This is a genomic window from Asaccharospora irregularis DSM 2635 (genome assembly GCF_900129815.1).
GTDB classification, from domain to species: domain Bacteria; phylum Bacillota; class Clostridia; order Peptostreptococcales; family Peptostreptococcaceae; genus Asaccharospora; species Asaccharospora irregularis.
On the sequence record NZ_FQWX01000036.1, the window covers coordinates 1 to 22,350 of the forward strand.

Sequence of the window (22,350 nt, forward strand, 5' to 3'; positions counted from 1 at the left end):
AGCCAACTTCAAGATAAGATTTCCCACCGTAAGGTTAAGATCCCAGGAAGACTACCTGGTTGATAGGTCAAAGGTGTAAGTGCAGCAATGTATTTAGCTTATTGATACTAATAGATCGAGGACTTGACCAATATATGATTCATTCACTTATATATACAGTTTTGAAAGTGTTAATATTTAGTTATATAGTTTATAAAATTAAATAATTAATTCTTTTTATAAAAGATTATGTGGTTATTATAGCAAAGAGGATACACCTGTTCCCATTCCGAACACAGAAGTTAAGCTCTTTAGCGCTGATGGTACTTGGTGGGCAACTGCCTGGGAGAGTAGGACGTAGCCACGTAGTCTTTTTTGCGTATAAGAAAATTATAATATCTAAACAAGGGAATCTAAACAAAGATTCTTTTTTTTTCGATAAAATATATAATAATTTGAAATAGATAGACAATTACATATATAATAGTAATTGTGAGTATAAAGATAAAACAAAATTTTAGTATATTTCTATTTATATAGATTGAGAGGGGAAAGAAATGAGTTTATTAGAAAATATCTCTAGGAATATATATCCTTTAGATAAATCTTCTATGGAGAAGGCTAAAAAGAGGTTGGACAGATTAATAAAACCAAAGGGTAGCTTGGGAAAGATGGAAGATATTTGTATGCAATTAGCAGGAATATATGAGCAAAAAGAATTTGACACATCAAAAAAAGTTATAATAGCATTTGCTGGAGATCATGGAGTTTATGAAGAAGGAGTAGCCCCAGATCCACAAGATATAACTGTACTTCAATTTCCTAACTTTACAAAGGGTCTTTGTGGGGTAGGGGTGATAAGTAAATTTGTAGGCGCTGATGTAGTAGCTGTAGATGTGGGAATAAATTGTGATAAAAGATTAGAAGGTGTTTTAGACTATAAGATAAGAAAAGGAACTTCTAATATGGCAAAGGGCCCAGCTATGAGTAGAGAAGAAGCTATAAGATCTTTAGAAATAGGGATAGAGGTATCCGAAGAATGTATAAAGAAAGACTACAAAATTATAGGTATTGGGGAAATGGGAATAGCAAATACAACTCCAAGTACTGCCATAGTATCTGTTATTTGTGGTTGCAAACCAGAAGAGATAACAGGAATAGGAGCGGGTCTAAAAAAAGAGAGACTAGAACATAAAGCACAAGTAATAAAAAGAGCTATAGAATTAAATAATCCAAATCCTACAGATGGAATAGATGTGTTGGCTAAAGTCGGAGGCTTTGAGATAGGAGCTATGGCGGGTGTGATTTTGGGATGTAGTGCAAATAGAATACCTGTTGTTATAGATGGATTTATATCTTATGCAGCTGCACTTATAGCATACAAGATAAACCCTAAGTGCAAGGAATATATGATTGCATCTCATATGTCTGCTGAACAGGGTACTCAGAAAGCATTAGAAATTTTAAAATTAAGCCCTATTTTAAATATGGATATGAGGCTAGGAGAAGGTAGCGGTGCAGCTCTAGCGTTCAATATAATAGAAGCATCAAATTATACTTATAAGAATATGGCAACTTTTGACGAAATTGATATGGGTAGATAATAGTAAACAGGAAAAGAAGGAGAATTAATATGAGCAGAATTATCTTGGTTACAGGAGGAGCTAGGTCTGGAAAGAGTAATTTTGCAGAAAATCTTTGTAGGGATAGAAATAACTCCACAGCATATATAGCAACATCAATAGCGTTTGATGATGAAATGAAAAACAGAGTGAAAAAGCATCAAGAGGTTAGACCAAAGAATTGGAATACATATGAAATTTATAGAGATATTTATAAAATCATTAATGATATATCAATAAAACATCAAACTGTTATATTAGATTGTGTAACTCTACTCGTAAATAACCTGATGTTTAATTATGATGTAGATATAGATAAAGCTAATCAAGAAGAAATAAACGAGTTAGAACTTTATATAAAAAGTCAGGTAAATAATCTAATAGAAGAAATAAAAAAGACGGATTTATACTTTGTCTTGGTAACAAATGAACTAGGAATGGGAATTGTTCCAGCAAACAAGCTTAGTAGAGTGTACTCTGACATTGCAGGAAGAATAAATCAACAAATAGCATTAAGTAGTGATGAAGTCTACTTTGTAGTAAGTGGAATACCTATGAAGATAAAGGGGTAAACATATGAAGAAACATATAAAGAGATTTATTTTAATACTGCAGTTTTTGACTAGAATACCTATAAATATAGACCTTGGTTTTGATGAGGAATTTCATAAGACAATAGCCTATTTTCCACTTGTCGGATTTATTTTAGGGGTAATAATTTTTTTAGTGGGAAAAGTATCTATATTAGTTTTTGACCCTTTTTTAACTGCAATTATTATTACTTTAATTCATGTAATACTTACAGGTGGAATTCATATTGATGGATTAGGTGATACATTTGATGCTTTATACAGCTATAGAGATAAAGAAAAAATGTTGGAAATAATGAAAGACTCAAGGCTGGGAATAAACTCACTTTTAGCAATCCTATTTTTGATTTTACTTAAAATAGGATTTATATATAATCTAATAAATAATAATCTAATGTGGACTATAGTGTTTATGCCAGTTTATGCAAGGTTAGGCTTAATGGTATTGACATACAAAACAGTAAGCCCTAGGGAAAGAGGAATGGGTAATCTGTTTATAGGGCACGGTACTTTAGGAATGCTTATTATAGCGACAATATACAGTGCGGCGATAGTTTTATTAGTAGGAAAATTAATATTTTTTGCTTCATACATAGAAATTATAAAGGTTATAAGCTCTACCATAGTAGTAATGTTATTTGCAAAATTAGTAAAACAAATATCATATAAAAAAATTGATGGAATAACGGGAGATATTCTAGGTTGTAACGCAGAACTTTCAGAGTTAGTTTATTTAGTATATATTTATTTGGTAAGCCTTATTTAAATACAACCTAGGTAGTTAGTTATTTACACAGTGTGGTTTACCTCATGGAGGAAGTTTATGATTAAATTAATATTAGTTAGACATGCACTAACAGATGACAATAAAAACAATAAATTATCTGGAAGTATAGATAGTTCTGTGAGCAAAGAGGGGATAGTACAAATCCAACATCTTACAAAATTTTTAAATGAAATGACTATAGATAAAATATATACAACGACATCCTCTAGAACAAAAGATACAATAAAAGATTTGGCAAAAGCTAAATCAATAGATATAATAGAGAGTAGTAATTTAAAGGAAATAAACTTTGGAGACTTTGAGGGTATGGACTTTAGAAGTATAAAATCCAAGTACCCGAGAGAGTTTGAGAAGATGGTATCAAAGGGATATGAATATAGATATCCAAATGGAGAAAGTTTAATAGATACTTATGAAAGAGTAAAAAGAGAAGTAGACAAGATAGTACTTGAAGATAGAGATGAGAATATCTCTAATAAAGATAAAAATATACTTATATGCTCACACGGAGGAACTATAAGGAATATAATAGCCTATTTAATAGGTAATAGTTACAAATTTCATTGGAACTTTAAAATTGATAACGCATCAGTTAGTATTTTAGAGATTGACAATGGATTTACTGTGATGACGATGATGAACAACACGAGTTTTATTAACATAAAAAGTGAATATTAGATTAAAATAGGTGATATGAAAATATATTAAAAGGGAAAAAGGTTAAAAGCCTTTGCAGCCCCCGCTACTGTAAAACTGACGAAACTATAATAAAACCACTGTTATTTGACGGGAAGGAATAGGACTAGGATGAAGTTAAGCCAGGATACCTGCCTATATTAATTTAAAGATGAATTCTTCGGGGTGAAAGATATTTATTGTATATTTTATGAAATTTATATGTAGGTTAATATAAATTTGAATATTATGGACAAAATTATTAGAATCTCAGCTCATGAAGGGTTGGGATTTTTTTAATACTAAGTAAACTTTTACTAGGAGGACTAATGTCATGAGTAAAAAAATAATGTTGCAAGGAACGGCCTCTAATGTGGGAAAAAGTATTTTAGCAGCTGGATTATGTAGGATATTTAAACAAGATGGATATAGTGTTGCCCCATTTAAGTCGCAAAACATGGCTCTAAACTCCTTTATAACAAAAGAAGGACTTGAGATGGGACGAGCTCAAGTTTTTCAAGCTGAAGCTGCAAAAACAGAGCCTACGGTAGAGATGAATCCAATACTTTTAAAACCATCTGGAAATCATAAATGTCAAGTCATTGTAAATGGGAAGGTAAGAGAAGAGATGTCATCAGCCAATTACCATGAATATAAATGCGAGTTAGTAGATACATTAAGGGATATATTTGAAAGCCTAAGCAGTAAACACGATATAATAGTAATGGAAGGGGCAGGAAGTGCCGCAGAGATAAATCTAAAAGATAGAGACATTGCTAATATGGGTATGGCAGATATTGCAGATGCACCAGTAATAATAGTGGGAGATATAGATCGAGGAGGGGTGTTTGCCTCTATAGCAGGGACAATACTTTTGTTAGAAGAACACGAAAAAAAGAGGGTCAAAGGAGTAATAATAAACAAATTTAGAGGGAAAAAAGAGCTTTTTGAAGATGGAGTAAAAATGCTAGAAGACATTATAAAGGTACCTGTTTTAGGAGTAGTCCCTTACACAGATATAAAAATAGAAGATGAAGACAGCGTAACTACTAAATTTAAAAATAAAATGAAAAAAAATGATATAAATATAGAAATAGTCAGACTTCCTCATATGTCTAACTTTACAGACTTTGATATATTTGAGACTCAAGAAGATGTAAGTGTTAGATATGTAGATTACGGAGAAACAATAGGGAATCCTGATATAGTAATACTGCCAGGAACGAAGAGCACAATAAATGATTTAAAGTATATAAGAGACAATGGATTAGAAAACCAAATAAAAGAACTGCAAAAAAGAGGGAAATTGGTAATAGGAATATGTGGCGGATACCAAATGTTAGGCAAAAAATTAAGAGATCCATATCATGTAGAAGGAGAAATTGGAGAAATAGATGGAATAGGTCTTTTGGATATAGAAACTACCTTTGAAAAGGGAAAAACTACAACTCAGGTAGAGGCCAAAATAAATGATGACTTACCAGGATATATGAAAAACCTTGGTAAAAAAGTAGTAAAAGGATATGAAATACATATGGGTACTAGTAGGATAGGAAATCAAACTCAAAGTCTAGGAAGAATAATTAAAAGATTAGATGAAAATGTAGATTATGAAGAAGGAAGTATAAATACTGGTGGCAACGTATTAGGGACTTATATACATGGCATATTTGATGATATAGATTTTACTAGACATCTTTTAAACAACGTAAGAGAGAACAGAGGATTACAAAAACTAGAAAGTAAAGTTGCCTCATTTGATGAGTTTAAGGACAAGGAATACGATAAGTTAGCAGATTTTCTAAGAGAACATTTAGATATAGAAAAAATATATGAGATTATGGGTTAGGTGAAATTAATGAAAAAGATTTTGATAGCAGGGACTAGTAGCGGGGTTGGAAAGACGACAATATCCCTTGGAATAATGCAAGCATTATCAAAAAGAAAAATGAAGGTACAGTCGTACAAGGTAGGCCCTGATTATATAGATCCGTCTTATCATACATTTATAACTGGGAGGCACTCAAGAAATTTAGATTCATATATGTTAGATGATGAAAAAATAAAATATATAGTCAATAAGTCCTCAAGTGATGCTGACATATCTGTTATAGAGGGAGTAATGGGTTTATATGATGGATTTGGGATAGATTTAGATGATTGCACCAGTTCTTATACATCAAAAATACTAAAAGCACCAGTTATATTAGTTATAAATGGAAAAGCGATGGCTGCATCTAGTGCAGCAATGGTACTAGGTTACAAGGAAATTGATAAAGATGTAAACATAAAAGGTGTGATAGTAAATAATGTAAAGACAAAAAGGCATTATGAAATAATAAAGAGTGCAGTAGAAAAGTACTGTGATGTAGAGGTGCTAGGGTATTTTCCACCAAATAGTGAATTTTCCTTGGATTCTAGACATTTAGGATTGATACCGAGTGTGGAATTAGATTCCCTAAACGAAAAATTTAATAATTTAGCGAGTGAGATAGAGAAATATATAGATATAGATAGAATAATAGAAATATCAGAGAGTGAAGATATAAAATCAGATTTTAATTTAGATGAGTTTATAAAAACTAATAGAGTATTTAAAAAGAAAGTAGCAGTTGCATACGACAAAGCATTTAACTTTTATTATAGAGAGAATATAGAACTCTTAGAACAGCTTGGTTTAGATATTGAGTACTTCAGCCCATTAGAAGACAGTCAAGTTCCAAAATGTGAATACATATATATTGGAGGAGGTTTCCCGGAGATATTTGCTAAAAACCTACACAACAATAAATCCATGAGAAACTCTATATTAGAGGCGCATAATAAAAAAATACCGATATATGCAGAGTGTGGAGGACTTATGTATCTAGGAGAAAGGCTTTTAGATACAGATGATAAAAATTATGATATGATTGGTATCTTTAGAGGAACGAGTAGAATGACTTCATCATTAAAAAGATTTGGCTATTGCTATGGAGTTGCAAAGAAAGACACGATTTTATCCAAAAAGGGCGATATTATAAAGGGACATGAATTTCACCACTCAGTATTTGAAAGCGATGAAAATTGTGCGTATACAATGAGAAAAGAAAGAGAAGGAAAAGTGGTAGATGAATGGGATGGCGGCTATAGCAAAGAAAACACTTTGGCTACATATTTACACACACACTTTTTTAATAACTTAGAGTGTTTAGTAAACTTCTTGGAAAGGGGAAAGGAGTAATATGAATATAGTATCTATTTATCTAGTATCTATTTATATAGGATATATACTAGATTTAATAATTGGAGATCCGTACTCTTTTCCTCATCCTGTTAGATTTATAGGAAGTCTAATAAAATTAGTTGAAAAGCAAATAAGAAAACTAGCAAAAACTGACAAGGCTTTAAAGCTTGGAGGGTTCATATTATGGATTATAACTGTAGGAACCACATACCTTGTAACTTATTGTATCTTGAAGGTATTTAGCTTTAATAGAGTAGCTTTTATGGTTATGAATTCAATAATAATTTATACTACATTAGCTACAAAATGTCTAAAAGATGAGGCCATAAAAATATATAATGTATTAAAAACTAAGGATATAAAAAAGTCTAGAAAACAGTTATCCTATATTGTCGGAAGGGATACAACCAATTTAAGTGAGGCAGAAATTATTAGAGCCACAGTAGAAACAGTCGCAGAGAATACTGTTGATGGAATAGTTGCACCTATGTTTTATGCATTTTTAGGAGGAGCTCCTCTTGCTATGGCATACAAGGCAGTTAACACATTAGATTCCACAGTTGGGTACAAAAATGATAAATACAAAGACTTAGGATTTGCTTCTGCAAAGATTGATGATATAGCAAATTATATACCAGCGAGAATTTCGGTAGTTCTAATGACTATAGGAAGTCTTTTGGTTGGATACGATTATAAAAATTGCATGAAAATTTCAATCAGGGATAGAAAGAACCATAAAAGCCCTAACTGTGCCTATTCAGAAGGAGCAGTAGCAGGAGCACTAGGTATACAGCTTGGAGGTACAAATATTTATTTTGGAAAGGCAGTATATAAGCCTACAATAGGTGATAAAACTAGAGAAATAGAGACAGAAGATATAAAAAGGACAAATAGAATAATGTATGCCACATCAATAACTTCTCTATTATTGTTTACATTAGGATATATAGTAATATTGTAACTGAGGAGGACTTAGATGAAAGATTTAGGACACGGGGCTAATGTGGAAAGTATGGCAAAAAAGTATGGGAAAAATCCACAAGATATAGTTGATTTTAGTTCAAATATAAACTCTAAATTAGTAAATGACCTAGAGGATTATATACTAGAGGGGTTAAAAAATTGCACTAAATACCCAGATATAAATTATTGGAGCCTAAGAAACAACATTTCGGAGTATATAAGTGTAGATCCTAGCTTTATAATTCCAGGAAATGGAGCGACAGAGATTATATACTTGTTGATGAAAAGTATAGGTAAAAAGCTTGCGATTTTAAATCCTACATTCTCAGAGTATAAGAGAAGTGCAGATTTAAATGGATTAGAGATAATAAATTTAGAATTAGATGAAAAAAACAACTTTACAATAGACTTAGATAATATAAATAAAAATATAGATAAATTTGAGAGCCTATTTATTTGTAATCCAAATAACCCAAATGGGAAGGTTCAAGATATAAAGCCTCTCATGAAGTTGATGATAGAAAATAACAAACTACTTATAATAGATGAGACGTTTATGGAGTTTGTAGAACATGAAAAAGACTATAGCTTGGTTGGCTACGTAGAAGAACATAAAAACATATTTATACTAAAAGCAGTCACAAAATTCTTTGGAATGCCAGGGTTGAGGTTAGGATATGGAGTAACAAGTAATAAGAAAATCATAGATAGTATTTATAGATATAAGGAACCTTGGACAGTAAACTCTTTTGCAGACACACTTTCAAACTATATTTTTAAGGATAAAAAATATATACATGATAGTAAAAATTACTATATAGAAGAAAGAAATTATATGATAGATCAGTTGAGAAAAATAAAAAATATAAGTGTATATGAAACGGACGCAAATTTTATACTTATCAAACTTCACAACACAACATCAGGTCAACTAAAAGAAAAATTATTTAAGGAGAGCTCTATACTAATAAGGGACGCTTCAAATTTTATAGGCTTAGACGATAGGTTTATAAGGGTAGCCATAAAATCTCGTGAATATAATGAACTTTTAATAAAGAACCTTAGAAAGCTTGTGGGAAATTAAAATGAAAGCTTATGGAATATGTCCAGCCTCATGCGGGGAGTTTGTCCAGGGGATACTAGATGAAAATAAAGAATATCTATGTTCATATGCTGTAAATATGTACTCGACAGTGAAAGTTGAGGAAAAGTTAAAAAATATAGATATAGGTCCAAAAAAATCTAGACGAGCTATTGAAAAAGTATTTGAAAAGTTTAATTTACCAGTTAAGGAAACAAAAAATATATCTCTTAATATATGTAGTAACATACCTATTGGAAAGGGTATGGCAAGTTCAACAGCAGATATAGGGGCCACTATAAAGGCGACTCTTTGTCTTATAGACAAGAGTCTAACCAATGAAGAAATATCGGTACTAGCTGCTGAGATAGAACCAACGGACTCCATATTTATAGAAGAGGGCAATGTATTTAATCCACTAAATGGTAAAGTAAAGAAGAATTTGGGCAATATAACAAACTCTAGAGTAGTGGTGTTAGAGCCTAATAGAACCTTGGACACTATAGAGCTTAGAAAAATTTCAAATTACAATGAACTAAAACTAAAAAATGCTGATATAACAAAAGAAGCTTTTCGACTTTTGGAACAAGGGATAAAAAATAATGATTTAACTATGGTTGGTAATGCATGTACAATGAGTAGTTTGGCCAACGAAAGCATAGTAAAAAAGCAGTACCTAAGAGAAATAATAGAGATATCTAAACAATATGGAGCATACGGAGTGAATATCGCCCATAGCGGTACAGTAGTCGGAATTTTAATAGACCAGTTTATGAATGACATAAGATTGATAGAAATGCTAACAGAAAAAAAGATAAACCTTGCTTACAATAACATTTATACACTTGATATTGTACATGGTGGAATTAGGGGGGAAAAGGATGGAATACATAAAAAATCCTATGAAGATAGAAGAAAGAAGCTTTGAGATAATTCAAGATATAATAGATGAAATTAGACCAGACTATAAATTTAAAGATGAAATAGAAGAAAAGATAATAAAAAGGGCAATACACACTACGGCGGACTTTGATTATTTGGATATTTTAAAAATTTCTGATTCTGCAGTTGATGTTATATTAGAAGCTCTAAAAAATGAGGCTACGATATATACAGACACGAATATGGCATTAAGTGGAATAAACAAAAAGAGATTAGATATGTTAGGATGTAAATATAAATGCTTAGTGGCAGATGAAGAAACAGCATCATTAGCCAAAGAAAAGTCTATTACTAGATCTATGGCAGCGGTTGAAATTGCTGCAAGAGAAGACGGAAGGAAAATATTTGTACTTGGGAATGCACCAACTGCATTGTATAAAGTTATTGAGATGAAACATGAAGGTAAATTAGATGTAGATGCAGTAGTAGGTGTACCTGTTGGATTTGTGGGAGCATCAGAATCTAAATATGAGTTAGAAAATACAGAGATACCCTATATAATTTCAAAGGGAAGAAAAGGTGGTAGCAACTTAGCAGCAGCAATAATAAATGCCATTTTATATACTATTTAGGAGTGTTTATGGAAGAATATGTATATATAGATGGTAAAAAGTATAGAAGAGGATATACAACAGGATCCTGTGCAGCGGGGGCGGCCAAGGCAGCGTCTCATATGTTACTAACCAAAAAGAAACTAGAAACAGTAAATATAGATACTCCAAAGGGAATCCCACTATTCCTAAAAGTTGAAAACATAGATATAGGTGAAAAGTATGTTGAGTGTTCAATCAAAAAAGATGGTGGAGACGATATAGATGCGACACATGGAATTGATATTTATGCAAGGGCAGAAGTTACAGATAGTTTCGTAACTATAGATACATACAATGAAAAAAGTTTAGATTATACTGAAGGTATTGTCTTGTGTGGAGGAAAGGGAGTAGGGATAGTAACCAAAAAAGGTTTGAGTGTAGAGGTAGGACAAGCAGCAATAAATCCGACTCCAGTTAAGATGATAAAATCTGAGGTAATAAAAGTAATTGGTCAAGACATAGAAAAAAGCCTTGGAAAAAACAAAGTTTTGAAGATAACGATATTTGTACCACAAGGCGAGGAAATTGCTAAGAAGACATTTAATCCAAAACTAGGAATAGTAGGTGGGATATCTATTATAGGTACAACAGGTATAGTAGAACCGATGAGTGATGAGGGATGGAAAAAGTCCATATCCATAGAACTTCAAATGAAAAAAGAACAGGGGTTGGATAAGATAATCTTAGTACCTGGAAATCACGGAGAGCAATTCATAAAAGAAAAGCTAGAGTTAGATACAAAATATGTAGTGAGAACTAGTAATTTTATAGGATATATTATAAAAGAAGCTCAAAGAATGGGATACAAAAAAATATTTATGGCAGGTCATATAGGCAAATTTATAAAACTTTCAGCCGGAATATTCAATACTCATAGTAGGGTGGCAGATGCTAGGAGTGAAATTTTGGTTTCAAATCTTGCTCTAATGAAAGCTCCCTATAGTATTTTAGAAGAGATAAGCAAGTGTTTAACTGCAGAAGAAGCTGTAGATATAATAATAAGAAATGGTTATGAAGATTTATTTAATATAATAAGTAATAAGTGTAGGGATAGAATTATCCAGCATTTAAATGAAGATAAAAGAAAAATAGATGTAGAGGTTATGATTTTTTCAATGGATAAAACCTTGTTAGGTAAATCTAATAATGCAGACTTACTTGTGGAGGAATTTAGATGATAAATATAATAGGGTTGGGGCCTGGGAATTTAGATTATACAACAAAGATAGGAGAGAATCTAATATATAAATCAGAGGTACTAATAGGCGGAAAGAGAAACTTAGATTCTATAAAGAATTTTAGAGGGAGTAAAATTGAATTAAACTCCAATTTAAAAGAAGTTTTAGAATATATAAACTCCAACAAAGAAAAACAAATATCTGTAATTGCTTCAGGAGACCCCTCTATCTATGGAATAGGCAGATATTTGTCCCAAAATATTGATAAAAAAGATTTAAACATAGTGTCTGGTATAAGCTCGTTACAATATATATTCTCAAAAATATATATAGATATGAATGACCTATATATAACAAGCAGCCATGGTAAAATACCTGATTTTGATTATATACTTTCTCACAAAAAAGTGTGTATGGTAACAGATGATAAAATAGGACCTAAGGAGATAAGCTTAGAAATAATAAATAGAAACCTAAATAAAACTATTGTTGTTGGAGAAAACCTATCTTACTTAGATGAAAAAATAACAGTAGGAAGGCCAGAGGATATATTGAAGATAGAAAAATTTGATATGAATGTAGTGGTGATATTAGATGAGAAATAGCGAGTTTATAACAGGGAAGGTGCCTATTACAAAAGAAGAAGTCAGAGCTATATCTATAAACAAACTAGACTTAATAAATGCAAAAAGATTTTTGGATATAGGAGCGGGTACTGGGACTATAAGCGTGGAGGCTGCATATCACTATCCAAACTTAGAAGTCACATCAATAGAATTTAAGAGTGAGGCAATAGATTTAATAAATAAAAACATAGATAAGTTTAAGCTAAAAAATGTAGAAGTTAAAAAAGGCTATGCTCCAATAGATTTAGATGGAGGATTTGACGCAATATTTATTGGTGGTAGTGGGGAAAATCTTGAAGAAATTATAAATTGGTCAAAGTCTCTTTTAAATATAGGAGGAAAACTTGTAGCCAACTTTATAATAGTTGATAGCTTTAATAAGACTTTAAGATTACTAAGAGAAAGTGGATTTTTGAATATAGACGTGTGTGTACTAAATGTATCAAAGTTGGAAAGCTTAGGAAGTGGAGAATATTTTAAACCTCTAAATCCAATTTATATAATATCATGTGAGCGAGGGGGAAATTAAATTGAATAAAGTACATTTCGTAGGGGCAGGGCCTGGAGACAAAGAATTGATAACGTTAAAGGGATATAACTTACTAAAGAATGCAGATGTAGTTATATATGCAGGGTCTTTAGTAAACCCAGAACTTTTAGAGTATTGCAAAGAGGGCTGTGAAATACATAATAGCGCTCACATGGATTTGCAAGAAATAATAGATGTTATGAAAAATGGAATACAAAATAATAAGTGTGTAGTTAGACTTCAAACAGGAGATTTTTCAATATATGGATCAATAAGGGAACAAGTAGAGGACTTAAATAAATTAGGTATAGATTATGATTGTACACCGGGAGTAAGTTCTTTTTTAGGAGCAGCATCATCCCTAGGTGTTGAATACACAGTTCCTGAAATATCCCAAAGTGTAATTATAACTAGAATGGAAGGAAGAACTCCAGTTCCTAAGAAGGAATCAATAGAGTCTTTTGCAGCTCATCAAACCTCAATGGTAATATTTTTGTCTGTACAAGAGATAGAAAAAGTAGTTGATAAGCTTATTGAAGGCGGTTATCCAGAAAACACACCTGTATCAGTAATTTATAAGGCCACATGGACAGATGAGAAAGTTGTAAAGGGAGTACTTAGTGATATAGCTGCTAAAGTTAGAAAAAACAATATAAACAAGACAGCACTAATAATGGTAGGAAGATTCTTAGGAGAAGAGTATAATAACTCTAAATTATACGATAAGGATTTTAAACATGAGTATAGAGGATAAAATAGCTCTAATTGCTATAACTAAAAACGGGCAAGAATTAGCATACAGGATAAGTAAGAACTTAATAAATAGCAAGGTTTATATAGTAAATAAAAATTTAGATGAAATAGTAAAAAATACATTTAAAGAGTACGATTATATAATTTTTATAATGGCGACAGGCATAGTAGTTAGATCTATAGCGAAACACATAAAAAATAAATTTGAAGACCCCGCGATTTTAGTTATGGATGATAGAGGTCAAAATGTTATAAGTCTTCTTAGTGGTCATATAGGTGGAGCAAATGAAATGACCATAAATATAAGTGAGATGATAGAGGCAAATCCTGTAATAACAACTGCGACAGATGTAAATAAAAAAGCTTCACTTGATATGATAGCAAAAACATTAAACGCACATATCGAAGATTTTAGGGAAAATGTTAAAAATGTAAATTCTCTTTTGGTAAATGCTAAAGAAGTCCTAATGTATATAGACGGAGATTACAAAGTAGATACAAGAGGCTTTAAAGTTATAAACTCTTTAGATAACTCTAGATTTGAAATAGAAGAGTTTAAAACACTAGTTGTTATAAGCAATAAAAATAAAATTGAAGCTTTAGATGCAAGTATTGCTAACATGAGAAAATTTATAAAAGTAATACCTAGGGATATAGTTGTAGGAATAGGATGTAGAAAAGAAACAGACACTCAGCTACTATATAGATCATTAATAGATTTATTTGATACAGAAAATATAGACATAAAATCCATAAATAAAATCGGCAGTATAGATATAAAAAAAGATGAGAAGGCGATAAATGACTTAGCAGAAAAACTATCTGTGCCTTTTGAACTAATAAGCTCTAAAGAAATATCAAAAGTAGAGCATTTATTTGATAAGTCTGATTTTGTGAAAAAAAATGTAGGAGTATCTTCTGTATCAGAACCAGTGGCATATATTCTAAGTGGTGGAAATTTAATAGTAAAAAAAAGAAAGTACAGAGGAATAACTTTTTCTATAGGTAAGATTAATTGGCATAGATAGTTTGAGATATAGATAATTTTGAGTTTTATAAGGAGATAAACTATGATATATGTAATAGGTATTGGACCTGGAAGCAAGGAAATGATGACTTTAGAAGCAATAAATGCTATAGAAAATTCAGAGGTAATAGTTGGATACAAAACTTATATAAACTTGATACATGAATTTATAAAAGATAAAGAAGTAGTTCAAAATGGAATGAGACAGGAGATAGATAGATGCACAGAAGCTGTAAAAATAGCTAAAACAGGGAAGAATGTAGCTGTAATAAGTAGTGGGGATGCAGGAATTTATGGAATGGCAGGTCTTGTTTTGGAATTAGTATCTAAAGAAGAACAAAAAGTAGAGGTAAAAATAGTTCCAGGGGTTACTGCTAGTATAGGAGCAGCAGCAATACTTGGAGCGCCTATTATGCATGATTTTTGTCATATAAGTTTAAGTGACTTACTTACACCATGGGAAGTAATAGAAAAAAGGTTAAAACTAGCTGCCGATGCAGACTTTGTAATTTGCCTATATAATCCTAGAAGTAAAGGTAGAAGTGAACACTTAAGCAAAGCGTTTAAAATAATGTCAGAGTTCAAAGATGGAAAAACTCCAGTAGGTATAGTCAAGGATGCTGGTAGAGAAAACGAAGAAAAATTTATTTGCACATTTGATAATATGGATTTTGATAGGGTAGATATGACTACTATGGTTATAGTTGGGAATAAATCAACGTTTATACATGAAGATTTAATTATAACACCTAGAGGATACACAGTATGATTTTAGTTTTAGGAGGGACATCTGATAGTTTAGCTATTTGTGATAAGTTAAATAAATACCCTAATTTGTCATATATTGTTTCAGTTACAACCGAGTATGGAAAAACTATTACAAAAAAGCATACAACTGATGTTTTGTTAGGAAAATTAGGGCAAGAGGATATGATAAACCTTATAAAAACCAAATCTATAAGTATTATAATAGATGCTACTCATCCGTATGCTGTGGAAGTATCTAAAAATGCTATTAGTTCTGCAAAATTAACCGGCATAAAATACATAAGATATGAAAGAAAGTCTTTGATTGAAGGTATATCTTATGAAAATAAATTTATAGTGAATAGTATAGATGAAGCTTGTGAGATTGCAAATAACAAAGGCAAGAATATATTTATAGGGACAGGAAGTAAAAATTTAGATGTATATGTAGATAAGATAAAAAACAAAAATTTAGTGGCAAGAGTTTTGCCAACTAGCGAAGTTTTATTAATCTGTGAGAAGCTTGGACTAAATGCAGATAATATAATAGCAATGAAAGGTCCGTTTAGCGTATCAATGAATAAAGAAACTTATGAACACTATAATATAGATTTAGTAATCACCAAAGAAAGTGGTGCACAGGGTGGATTTTTAGAAAAAGTATCGGCATGTGAGCAGCTAAATATACCTATAGTGATTATAGCTAGGGAAAAGTTAAATTACCCAAAAGTAATAACTGATTTAGATGAATTAGAGAGTTTGATATAAAAAAGTAACACATGAAACATACAATAAATTTATTAGGGAGAATGATATGAAAAAAGCCGTTTTAGTCGTAAGTTTTGGTACAAGTTATGAACAAACAAGAAAAAAAACAATTGAAGCTTGTGAAAATAAAATAAAAGAAGGTTTAAAAGAATATGATTTCTTTAGGGCTTATACATCAAATATGATAATAAATAAAATAAAGAGAAGAGACAATATTTGCATAGAAAATCCGATACAAGCACTAGATAGAATTTTTGAAGAAGGATATGAAGAGGTAATAGTACAGACACTTCATATAATATGTGGAGAAGAATACAATAAGCTAAAAGACCAAGTTAATAGCTATAAAGATAAGTTTAGAAAAATAGTTCTTGGTAGACCTCTTTTAAAATATATAGATGACTACAAAGAAACAGTAGAAATAGTAAGACACCAAATTCCACAAATGGAAGAAGACGAGACTGTAGTATTTATGGGACATGGTACATCACATGAACTACATTCTGCATACCCTACTTTGGAATATATGATGAGAGATGCGGGGATAAATGCATATGTAGGAACTGTTGAAGGGTATCCAGAGCTAGAGAATGTAATAAAAAGATTAAAACAAGACAATATAAAGAAAGTAAACTTAATGCCTTTTATGCTAGTTGCAGGTGATCATGCTATAAATGATATGGCTAGTGATGATGAGGATTCTTGGAAGAGTGTATTAACTAGTGAGGGATTTAATGTAAAAGTTTATATGAGCGGACTAGGAGAGAACCCTAAAATACAAGAAAAGTTTTTAAATCATGCATTTGATTGCAAAACAATTCATGAAGAACTGGAGATAACAAGTTAATTATTGAGGAGAGAATTTGATATGGCAAAATTTTATGGAATAGGTACAGGACCTGGAGATAGTTCTTTAATAACCCTTAAGGCAGTAGAAACATTAAAAAAGATAGACATTTTATATACTCCGGAATCAAAAAAAGGAGGGGATAGTCTCGCTTTATCTATTGTTAAAGATTATCTTCCTGAATCATTGGAGATAAAATCGAGACATTTTCCAATGAACTTTGATAGTGGGGAAAAGATAGTAGCTTGGAATAAAATATCAGAGGAAATAATTGATGACGTAAAGTTAGGAAAAAATGTAGGATTTGTTACTCTAGGAGATCCTATGATTTATAGCACATACGTATATATAATGGAGAGACTTATGGGAAGTGTAGACATAGAGACTATACCTGGTATTTCTTCATTTTCTAATATAGCATCAAATCATAATTTCCCACTTGTAATGGACAGAGAAGCCTTGGTAATAATACCATGTACAATGGACGAAGAAAAGATTGATTATGCTTTAGAGAATTATAGTTCAATAGTGCTGATGAAAGTTTATAAGAACTTTAAAAAGATAATAGAAAAATTAGAAAAAAATAATCTATTAGATTATTCTATTTTAGTAAGTAATTCTTCTCAAAATAATGAAGCCGTATATGAGAATCTAAGAGATGTACATCTAGAGGATAAAATATCGTACTTCTCTACAATATTAGTAAACAAAGAAAGACTAGCAAAAAGTGAAGGCGAGGTTTGCTAAGAGATAATATCTAAAGGAGAAGTAGTATGAATATAAAAGTTGGGACAAGGGGAAGTAAGTTAGCCTTGATACAAACAAACTGGGTAATAGATGTGTTAAAACAAAGATATCCAGAGATTGATTTTGAGGTAAAGGTTATAAAAACAAAAGGAGATATAATTCAGCATATTTCCCTTGATAAAATAGGAGACAAGGGTTTATTTGTAAAGGAAATAGAAAAACAATTAATAGAAGGCGAAATAGATATGGCGGTACACAGTATGAAGGATATGCCGTCGTATTTGCCGGATGAACTGAAGTTTGCAAGTATACCTGAGAGAGAAGATCCAAGAGATGTTTTGATATTAAAAAAAGAATATAAAAGCTTAGAAGATTTACCAAAAGGAGCTAAAATTGGGACAGGGAGTAAGAGAAGAAAATTCCAGTTACTTAAATACAGACCTGATTTAAACGTAGTTCCGATAAGAGGAAATATAGATACCAGGATAAGAAAGATAGAAGAGGAAAACTTAGATGGAATAGTCTTGGCAGCAGCAGGAGTTTTAAGGGCCAATTTAAAACATAGGATAAGTTGTTATTTACCAATAGAGGTAGTTATACCGGCACCAGCCCAAGGAGCATTGGCAATAGAGATAAGAAAAGATGATGTAGAACTAGAAAAGTTAATAGACTCTATTAGGGATGAAAACACTGAGTTACAGGTTGCTGCAGAGAGAGCCTTCTTGGAGGGAATAGAGGGAAGTTGTCACATACCTATTGGTGCATACTGCAATATTGATGGAGAGTCTATAAAACTTACTGGATTATTTGGTGATGAAGATGGTGAGCGTTTAATTGTAAAATCAATTGATGGAGATATTTACAACCCTAGAGAATTAGGTCTTAAATTATCTAAGGTTATACTGGAGGAATATGAAAACTATGGAAGGTAAGGTTTATTTAGTAGGAGCGGGACCCGGGGATTATAAATTAATCACATTAAAGGGGTTAGAGTGTATAAGAAAGTCAGATGTTATAGTCTATGATAGATTAGCTAATAGCAATTATTTAAAGGAAGCTAAGCCTGATTGCGAATTTATATATGCAGGAAAAGAATCTAGTAACCACGTATTAAGCCAAGAAGATATAAATAAAATAATATCTGACAAGGCTAAAGAAGGAAAAGTAGTTACTAGGTTAAAAGGTGGAGATCCATATGTATTTGGTAGAGGTGGAGAAGAGGCTGAGATACTTGTAAATGAGGGGATAGATTTTGAGGTTATTCCCGGCATAACCTCTGCTATAGGAGGGTTGTGCTATGCAGGTATACCTATAACACATAGAGACCATGCTTCTTCATTTCATGTAATAACGGGGCATTTAAGGGATGATCAGAGCAAAACAATTAATTGGAATGCACTAGCTAACAATAAAGGAACACTTGTGTTTTTAATGGGTGTTTCTAATTTAGAGAGTATAAGTAATAACTTAATTAAAGAAGGAAAAGACAAAAATACACCAGTAGCTTTAATAAGTTGGGCGACTAGGCATAACCAACGAGTGGTAACAACAAATCTTGAGAATGTATATGAAGTAGCTAAAAACGAAAATGTAAAATCACCAACATTAATTGTAGTCGGCTCTGTAGTTGAATTAAGAGAGAAGTTAAATTTCTTTGAAAAGAAACCTTTATTTGGCAAAAATATAATTGTCACTAGATCTAGAACTCAAAACAGCATTTTAGTAGAGAAAATCAACGACTTAGGTGGAAATCCCATAGAGATTCCTACTATAAAAACAGAAAAAATAGAAAATAATCTAGTTCTTGAGACTGAAATTAAGGAAATATCTAAGTATACATATTTAATTTTAACTAGTAAAAATGGTGTAGATATATTTTTTGATAAATTAAGTGAGATGGGACTAGATTGTAGAGTATTATCTAATTTAAAAATATGTGCAGTGGGATCCTCTACTTCAGATGAATTGAAAAAAAGAGGGATTATAGCTGATATAGTTCCTAAGAGATTTGTAGCAGAGTCTTTATATGAAGAATTGGAGAAAAAGATAAATAAAGAAGACAAAGTTTTAATACCAAGGGCTCAAAATGCAAGAGACTATTTGGTAAATAAACTAAGTGAAATTTGTACTGTAAAAGAGGTACATACATATAGAACTGTAGTTGATACTAACAGAAAAGAAAAGATTTTAGATATATTAAATTCTAAAGAGATAGATTATATTACCTTTACAAGTTCTTCTACTGTGAAAAATTTTATAGAGATAATTGGTAGAGAAAATATAAATCTGTTAGGAGGCATAAAAGTAATATCTATAGGACCTATAACTGGAGATACTATTAATGATTTGGGTATCGGTTGTTATAAGGAGTCGGATGTATGCACAGTTAATGGTGTTGTTGATACGATTATAAGAGATTGCTAGTAATTAGTAATTAGTATTTTATATTTTGTATTTAAATTGGCCTAATCTGCAGTTTTAATTGGCTGCATTTAATATAAATTTATGAATTATTTGGAGGAAATGGTATGTTAAGAAGACCTAGAAGATTAAGAGCTAGTAACTCAATAAGAAATTTAGTGAGGGAAACTAAAGTAAATATAGAAGATCTAATTTACCCACTATTTGTTGTAGAGGGAGAAAATATAAAAGAAGAGATTAAATCTTTACCAGATGTATATCACTTATCTGTAGATAGATTGGAAGAAGAAATTAAGGAATTAAACGAATTAGGAATAGAGCATATACTACTGTTTGGTATTCCGGACGAAAAGGATTGTTGTGGATCAGAGGCATTCAATGATAATGGTATAGTTCAAAAAGCTATTAGAAAAGTAAAGGAAATAGACCCTAATATGAATGTAATAACTGATGTTTGTATGTGTCAATATACAAGTCATGGCCATTGTGGAATATTAACAGAAGAAGGATATGTAGACAATGATCAGACTTTAGAGTACTTGGCGAAAATATCAGTAAGCCACGCAAAGGCAGGAGCAGATATGGTAGCACCTTCAGATATGATGGATGGTAGAATAGAAGCTATAAGAGAAGCTCTAGATGAAAATGGGCTAGAAACTGTTGGGATAATGGCTTATAGTGTAAAATATGCATCTAATTTCTATGGACCATTTAGGGAAGCAGCCCACTCAGCACCATCATTTGGAGATAGAAAAACATATCAAATGGACCCAGCTAATGTTAATGAGGCAGTTTTAGAGGCTGAACTTGATATGCTAGAAGGTGCAGATATACTAATGGTAAAACCGGCTTTATCTTATTTAGATGTAATAAGAAGAGTAAAGGATAACTTTAATCTACCACTTGCAGCCTATAACGTTAGTGGAGAATATTCTATGCTTAAGCTAGCAGTTAAAGAAGGGTTATTAGATGAAAAGGCTATATATGAATCTGTAATGTCAATAAAAAGAGCAGGTGCAGATATAATAATAACTTACTTTGCAAAAGATATAGCAAAAATGTTAAAGAAATAAAATATCATTTATAATACAAATGGCTACGTTTGGTAGGGGAAATTTTTATACCAAAGTAGCCATCACTTTAGGGGACCTATTTAGGTAAAGTAAGTGGATTGTATTTTTACTATAATGAGGGGAGTTACTGTTAAATATGATTTATCCAATTAATATAAAAACAGAGGACATGGGAGTAGTAATAATAGGTGGAGGAGAAGTTGGGTACAGAAAGTGTGTAAACTTCATAAACTTTAAAACCAATGTAACTGTAATATCTCCAGAATTTATAGATGAATTCTATAAGCTAGATAGAAATTTAGTGAAATTAGTCAAGGACAACTATAAAGAAGAGTACATAAATGACAGTTTTATAGTTGTAGCTGCTACAAATAACAAAGAAATAAATAAAGAGATAGGGCTATATTGCAGAAACAATTCTAAATTAGTAAATGTAGTAGATAGTATAGAAATGTCTAATTTCACAACACCATCCTATGTAAAAAGAGGAGATTTATTGATTAGTATATCAACAGGAGGTAAAAGTCCTTCTCTATCATCGAAGATAAAAAAAGAATTAGAAGATAAATATGATGAAAGTTATGAAGAGTATACGAGGGTTTTAGGTGAAGTTAGAAAAGATATTATAAGAAAATACGAAAAAAAATCAGAAAAGAAAGAGATGCTCAACAGATTGGTAGAACTTAGTTTAGAAGAATTAAAGGCAATAAGTGAAAATCATATAAAATAAAAAAGTGAAAAAAAGCATTGACCTTATATTTTAAAGGTGATATAGTATTACTTGTCCTTAAGAAAAGGGCAAACGAGAAAAAGAAAAAATAAAGACAACAACAAAAAGCTTGACAACATATAAAAACTTTGTTAAACTTAAGAAGTTGTAAAAATGGTGACTCAGTCACTAGACTTGAACTTTGAAAATTAAACAGTAGGTTAATTTATAGAATTGAAACAACACAAACCAAGCCAGATATTCAGATAATGATTAGTCTGAGCAAGGAAAACAAAACTTTTATTTGAGAGTTTGATCCTGGCTCAGGATGAACGCTGGCGGCGTGCCTAACACATGCAAGTCGAGCGATCTTCTTCGGAAGAGAGCGGCGGACGGGTGAGTAACGCGTGGGTAACCTGCCTCATACACATGGATAACATACCGAAAGGTATGCTAATACAGGATAA

23 protein-coding genes, 3 rRNA genes and 1 riboswitch are annotated in these 22,350 nt (G+C 31.4%); all 26 genes read left to right on the forward strand.

Going from position 1 to position 22,350, the window contains the following annotated elements; all coding sequences use genetic code 11:
* Positions 1–131, forward strand: a 23S ribosomal RNA gene (locus tag BUB34_RS10775); the annotation flags it as partial.
* 98 nt (positions 132–229) lie between these two features.
* A 5S ribosomal RNA gene (gene rrf / locus BUB34_RS10780) occupies positions 230–346 on the forward strand.
* A 190-nt stretch (positions 347–536) separates the two neighbouring features.
* The gene (gene cobT, locus BUB34_RS10785) at positions 537–1,583 is read left to right on the forward strand and encodes a nicotinate-nucleotide--dimethylbenzimidazole phosphoribosyltransferase (protein ID WP_073127199.1); all 1,047 of its coding nucleotides are present in this window, start codon (positions 537–539) and stop codon (positions 1,581–1,583) included.
* 29 nt (positions 1,584–1,612) lie between these two features.
* Complete coding sequence (gene cobU, locus BUB34_RS10790) at positions 1,613–2,173, forward strand: bifunctional adenosylcobinamide kinase/adenosylcobinamide-phosphate guanylyltransferase (RefSeq protein WP_073127201.1); 561 nt, start codon at positions 1,613–1,615, stop codon at positions 2,171–2,173.
* A gap of 4 nt (positions 2,174–2,177) precedes the next feature.
* Positions 2,178–2,957 carry an adenosylcobinamide-GDP ribazoletransferase gene (gene cobS, locus BUB34_RS10795; RefSeq protein ID WP_073127203.1) on the forward strand — a complete coding sequence of 260 codons (780 nt, stop codon included), beginning with the start codon at positions 2,178–2,180 and terminating at the stop codon, positions 2,955–2,957.
* A gap of 57 nt (positions 2,958–3,014) precedes the next feature.
* Positions 3,015–3,656: a histidine phosphatase family protein gene (locus BUB34_RS10800; RefSeq protein WP_073127206.1), complete on the forward strand. Its 642-nt coding sequence runs from the start codon at positions 3,015–3,017 to the stop codon at positions 3,654–3,656.
* Positions 3,648–3,827, forward strand: a riboswitch (cobalamin riboswitch). Its footprint overlaps the gene before it by 9 nt.
* Positions 3,828–3,987: 160 nt before the next feature.
* Complete coding sequence (locus tag BUB34_RS10805; protein WP_073127208.1) at positions 3,988–5,502, forward strand: cobyric acid synthase; 1,515 nt, start codon at positions 3,988–3,990, stop codon at positions 5,500–5,502.
* A 9-nt stretch (positions 5,503–5,511) separates the two neighbouring features.
* The gene (locus tag BUB34_RS10810) at positions 5,512–6,876 is read left to right on the forward strand and encodes a cobyrinate a,c-diamide synthase (RefSeq protein WP_073127211.1); all 1,365 of its coding nucleotides are present in this window, start codon (positions 5,512–5,514) and stop codon (positions 6,874–6,876) included.
* A gap of 16 nt (positions 6,877–6,892) precedes the next feature.
* On the forward strand, positions 6,893–7,840 hold the full coding sequence (cbiB, locus tag BUB34_RS10815) for an adenosylcobinamide-phosphate synthase CbiB (protein WP_073127247.1): 948 nt from the start codon (positions 6,893–6,895) through the stop codon (positions 7,838–7,840).
* Positions 7,841–7,855: 15 nt separating this feature from the next.
* Positions 7,856–8,926, forward strand: a complete 1,071-nt coding sequence (locus tag BUB34_RS10820; RefSeq protein WP_073127214.1) for a pyridoxal phosphate-dependent aminotransferase — start codon at positions 7,856–7,858, stop codon at positions 8,924–8,926.
* Position 8,927: 1 nt separating this feature from the next.
* Positions 8,928–9,851: a GHMP family kinase ATP-binding protein gene (locus tag BUB34_RS10825; RefSeq protein WP_073127216.1), complete on the forward strand. Its 924-nt coding sequence runs from the start codon at positions 8,928–8,930 to the stop codon at positions 9,849–9,851.
* Complete coding sequence (locus BUB34_RS10830; protein ID WP_073127218.1) at positions 9,805–10,437, forward strand: cobalt-precorrin-8 methylmutase; 633 nt, start codon at positions 9,805–9,807, stop codon at positions 10,435–10,437. The genes BUB34_RS10825 and BUB34_RS10830 overlap by 47 nt, the downstream gene beginning before the upstream one ends.
* 8 nt (positions 10,438–10,445) lie before the next feature.
* On the forward strand, positions 10,446–11,636 hold the full coding sequence (gene cbiD, locus BUB34_RS10835; RefSeq protein ID WP_073127220.1) for a cobalt-precorrin-5B (C(1))-methyltransferase CbiD: 1,191 nt from the start codon (positions 10,446–10,448) through the stop codon (positions 11,634–11,636).
* Positions 11,633–12,241 carry a cobalt-precorrin-7 (C(5))-methyltransferase gene (locus BUB34_RS10840; protein ID WP_073127222.1) on the forward strand — a complete coding sequence of 203 codons (609 nt, stop codon included), beginning with the start codon at positions 11,633–11,635 and terminating at the stop codon, positions 12,239–12,241. The genes cbiD and BUB34_RS10840 overlap by 4 nt, the downstream gene beginning before the upstream one ends.
* Positions 12,231–12,791: a decarboxylating cobalt-precorrin-6B (C(15))-methyltransferase gene (locus BUB34_RS10845; protein WP_073127225.1), complete on the forward strand. Its 561-nt coding sequence runs from the start codon at positions 12,231–12,233 to the stop codon at positions 12,789–12,791. The genes BUB34_RS10840 and BUB34_RS10845 overlap by 11 nt, the downstream gene beginning before the upstream one ends.
* 1 nt (position 12,792) lies before the next feature.
* Positions 12,793–13,545, forward strand: coding sequence for a cobalt-precorrin-4 methyltransferase (locus BUB34_RS10850; protein ID WP_073127227.1), 753 nt, complete (start codon positions 12,793–12,795; stop codon positions 13,543–13,545).
* Positions 13,529–14,572 (forward strand): cobalt-precorrin 5A hydrolase, encoded by a 1,044-nt coding sequence (gene cbiG / locus BUB34_RS10855; protein WP_073127230.1) that lies wholly within the window; start codon positions 13,529–13,531, stop codon positions 14,570–14,572. Before BUB34_RS10850 ends, cbiG begins: the two co-directional genes overlap by 17 nt.
* 42 nt (positions 14,573–14,614) lie before the next feature.
* Positions 14,615–15,340: a precorrin-3B C(17)-methyltransferase gene (cobJ, locus tag BUB34_RS10860; RefSeq protein WP_073127232.1), complete on the forward strand. Its 726-nt coding sequence runs from the start codon at positions 14,615–14,617 to the stop codon at positions 15,338–15,340.
* Positions 15,337–16,086: a precorrin-6A reductase gene (cobK, locus tag BUB34_RS10865; RefSeq protein ID WP_073127234.1), complete on the forward strand. Its 750-nt coding sequence runs from the start codon at positions 15,337–15,339 to the stop codon at positions 16,084–16,086. The genes cobJ and cobK overlap by 4 nt, the downstream gene beginning before the upstream one ends.
* A gap of 46 nt (positions 16,087–16,132) precedes the next feature.
* Positions 16,133–16,933 (forward strand): sirohydrochlorin cobaltochelatase, encoded by an 801-nt coding sequence (locus BUB34_RS10870; protein WP_073127236.1) that lies wholly within the window; start codon positions 16,133–16,135, stop codon positions 16,931–16,933.
* Between the two features lie 21 nt (positions 16,934–16,954).
* The gene (locus BUB34_RS10875) at positions 16,955–17,680 is read left to right on the forward strand and encodes a cobalt-factor II C(20)-methyltransferase (protein WP_073127239.1); all 726 of its coding nucleotides are present in this window, start codon (positions 16,955–16,957) and stop codon (positions 17,678–17,680) included.
* 26 nt (positions 17,681–17,706) lie between these two features.
* Positions 17,707–18,612: a hydroxymethylbilane synthase gene (hemC, locus tag BUB34_RS10880; protein WP_073127241.1), complete on the forward strand. Its 906-nt coding sequence runs from the start codon at positions 17,707–17,709 to the stop codon at positions 18,610–18,612.
* Positions 18,602–20,104, forward strand: coding sequence for a uroporphyrinogen-III C-methyltransferase (cobA, locus tag BUB34_RS10885; RefSeq protein WP_073127249.1), 1,503 nt, complete (start codon positions 18,602–18,604; stop codon positions 20,102–20,104). The genes hemC and cobA overlap by 11 nt, the downstream gene beginning before the upstream one ends.
* 104 nt (positions 20,105–20,208) lie before the next feature.
* Complete coding sequence (hemB, locus tag BUB34_RS10890) at positions 20,209–21,174, forward strand: porphobilinogen synthase (protein ID WP_073127243.1); 966 nt, start codon at positions 20,209–20,211, stop codon at positions 21,172–21,174.
* 136 nt (positions 21,175–21,310) lie between these two features.
* Complete coding sequence (locus BUB34_RS10895; protein ID WP_073127245.1) at positions 21,311–21,904, forward strand: precorrin-2 dehydrogenase/sirohydrochlorin ferrochelatase family protein; 594 nt, start codon at positions 21,311–21,313, stop codon at positions 21,902–21,904.
* A gap of 279 nt (positions 21,905–22,183) precedes the next feature.
* Positions 22,184–22,350 (forward strand): 16S ribosomal RNA (locus BUB34_RS10900); the annotation flags it as partial.

Excerpts from the sequence above, each read along its gene's own strand:
- cobK (WP_073127234.1), top strand. The coding sequence starts at position 15,337 with ATGATTTTAGTTTTAGGAGGGACATCTGATAGTTTAGCTATTTGTGAT.
- cobS (WP_073127203.1), top strand. The coding sequence starts at position 2,178 with ATGAAGAAACATATAAAGAGATTTATTTTAATACTGCAGTTTTTGACT.
- BUB34_RS10895 (WP_073127245.1), top strand. The coding sequence starts at position 21,311 with ATGATTTATCCAATTAATATAAAAACAGAGGACATGGGAGTAGTAATA.
- cbiG (WP_073127230.1), top strand. The coding sequence starts at position 13,529 with ATGAGTATAGAGGATAAAATAGCTCTAATTGCTATAACTAAAAACGGG.
- BUB34_RS10830 (WP_073127218.1), top strand. The coding sequence starts at position 9,805 with ATGGAATACATAAAAAATCCTATGAAGATAGAAGAAAGAAGCTTTGAG.
- cobU (WP_073127201.1), top strand. The coding sequence starts at position 1,613 with ATGAGCAGAATTATCTTGGTTACAGGAGGAGCTAGGTCTGGAAAGAGT.
- BUB34_RS10805 (WP_073127208.1), top strand. The coding sequence starts at position 3,988 with ATGAGTAAAAAAATAATGTTGCAAGGAACGGCCTCTAATGTGGGAAAA.
- cobJ (WP_073127232.1), top strand. The coding sequence starts at position 14,615 with ATGATATATGTAATAGGTATTGGACCTGGAAGCAAGGAAATGATGACT.
- cobT (WP_073127199.1), top strand. The coding sequence starts at position 537 with ATGAGTTTATTAGAAAATATCTCTAGGAATATATATCCTTTAGATAAA.
- BUB34_RS10800 (WP_073127206.1), top strand. The coding sequence starts at position 3,015 with ATGATTAAATTAATATTAGTTAGACATGCACTAACAGATGACAATAAA.
- hemB (WP_073127243.1), top strand. The coding sequence starts at position 20,209 with ATGTTAAGAAGACCTAGAAGATTAAGAGCTAGTAACTCAATAAGAAAT.
- BUB34_RS10840 (WP_073127222.1), top strand. The coding sequence starts at position 11,633 with ATGATAAATATAATAGGGTTGGGGCCTGGGAATTTAGATTATACAACA.
- cobA (WP_073127249.1), top strand. The coding sequence starts at position 18,602 with ATGGAAGGTAAGGTTTATTTAGTAGGAGCGGGACCCGGGGATTATAAA.
- BUB34_RS10820 (WP_073127214.1), top strand. The coding sequence starts at position 7,856 with ATGAAAGATTTAGGACACGGGGCTAATGTGGAAAGTATGGCAAAAAAG.
- BUB34_RS10845 (WP_073127225.1), top strand. The coding sequence starts at position 12,231 with ATGAGAAATAGCGAGTTTATAACAGGGAAGGTGCCTATTACAAAAGAA.
- BUB34_RS10810 (WP_073127211.1), top strand. The coding sequence starts at position 5,512 with ATGAAAAAGATTTTGATAGCAGGGACTAGTAGCGGGGTTGGAAAGACG.
- BUB34_RS10870 (WP_073127236.1), top strand. The coding sequence starts at position 16,133 with ATGAAAAAAGCCGTTTTAGTCGTAAGTTTTGGTACAAGTTATGAACAA.
- BUB34_RS10825 (WP_073127216.1), top strand. The coding sequence starts at position 8,928 with ATGAAAGCTTATGGAATATGTCCAGCCTCATGCGGGGAGTTTGTCCAG.
- BUB34_RS10875 (WP_073127239.1), top strand. The coding sequence starts at position 16,955 with ATGGCAAAATTTTATGGAATAGGTACAGGACCTGGAGATAGTTCTTTA.
- cbiD (WP_073127220.1), top strand. The coding sequence starts at position 10,446 with ATGGAAGAATATGTATATATAGATGGTAAAAAGTATAGAAGAGGATAT.
- hemC (WP_073127241.1), top strand. The coding sequence starts at position 17,707 with ATGAATATAAAAGTTGGGACAAGGGGAAGTAAGTTAGCCTTGATACAA.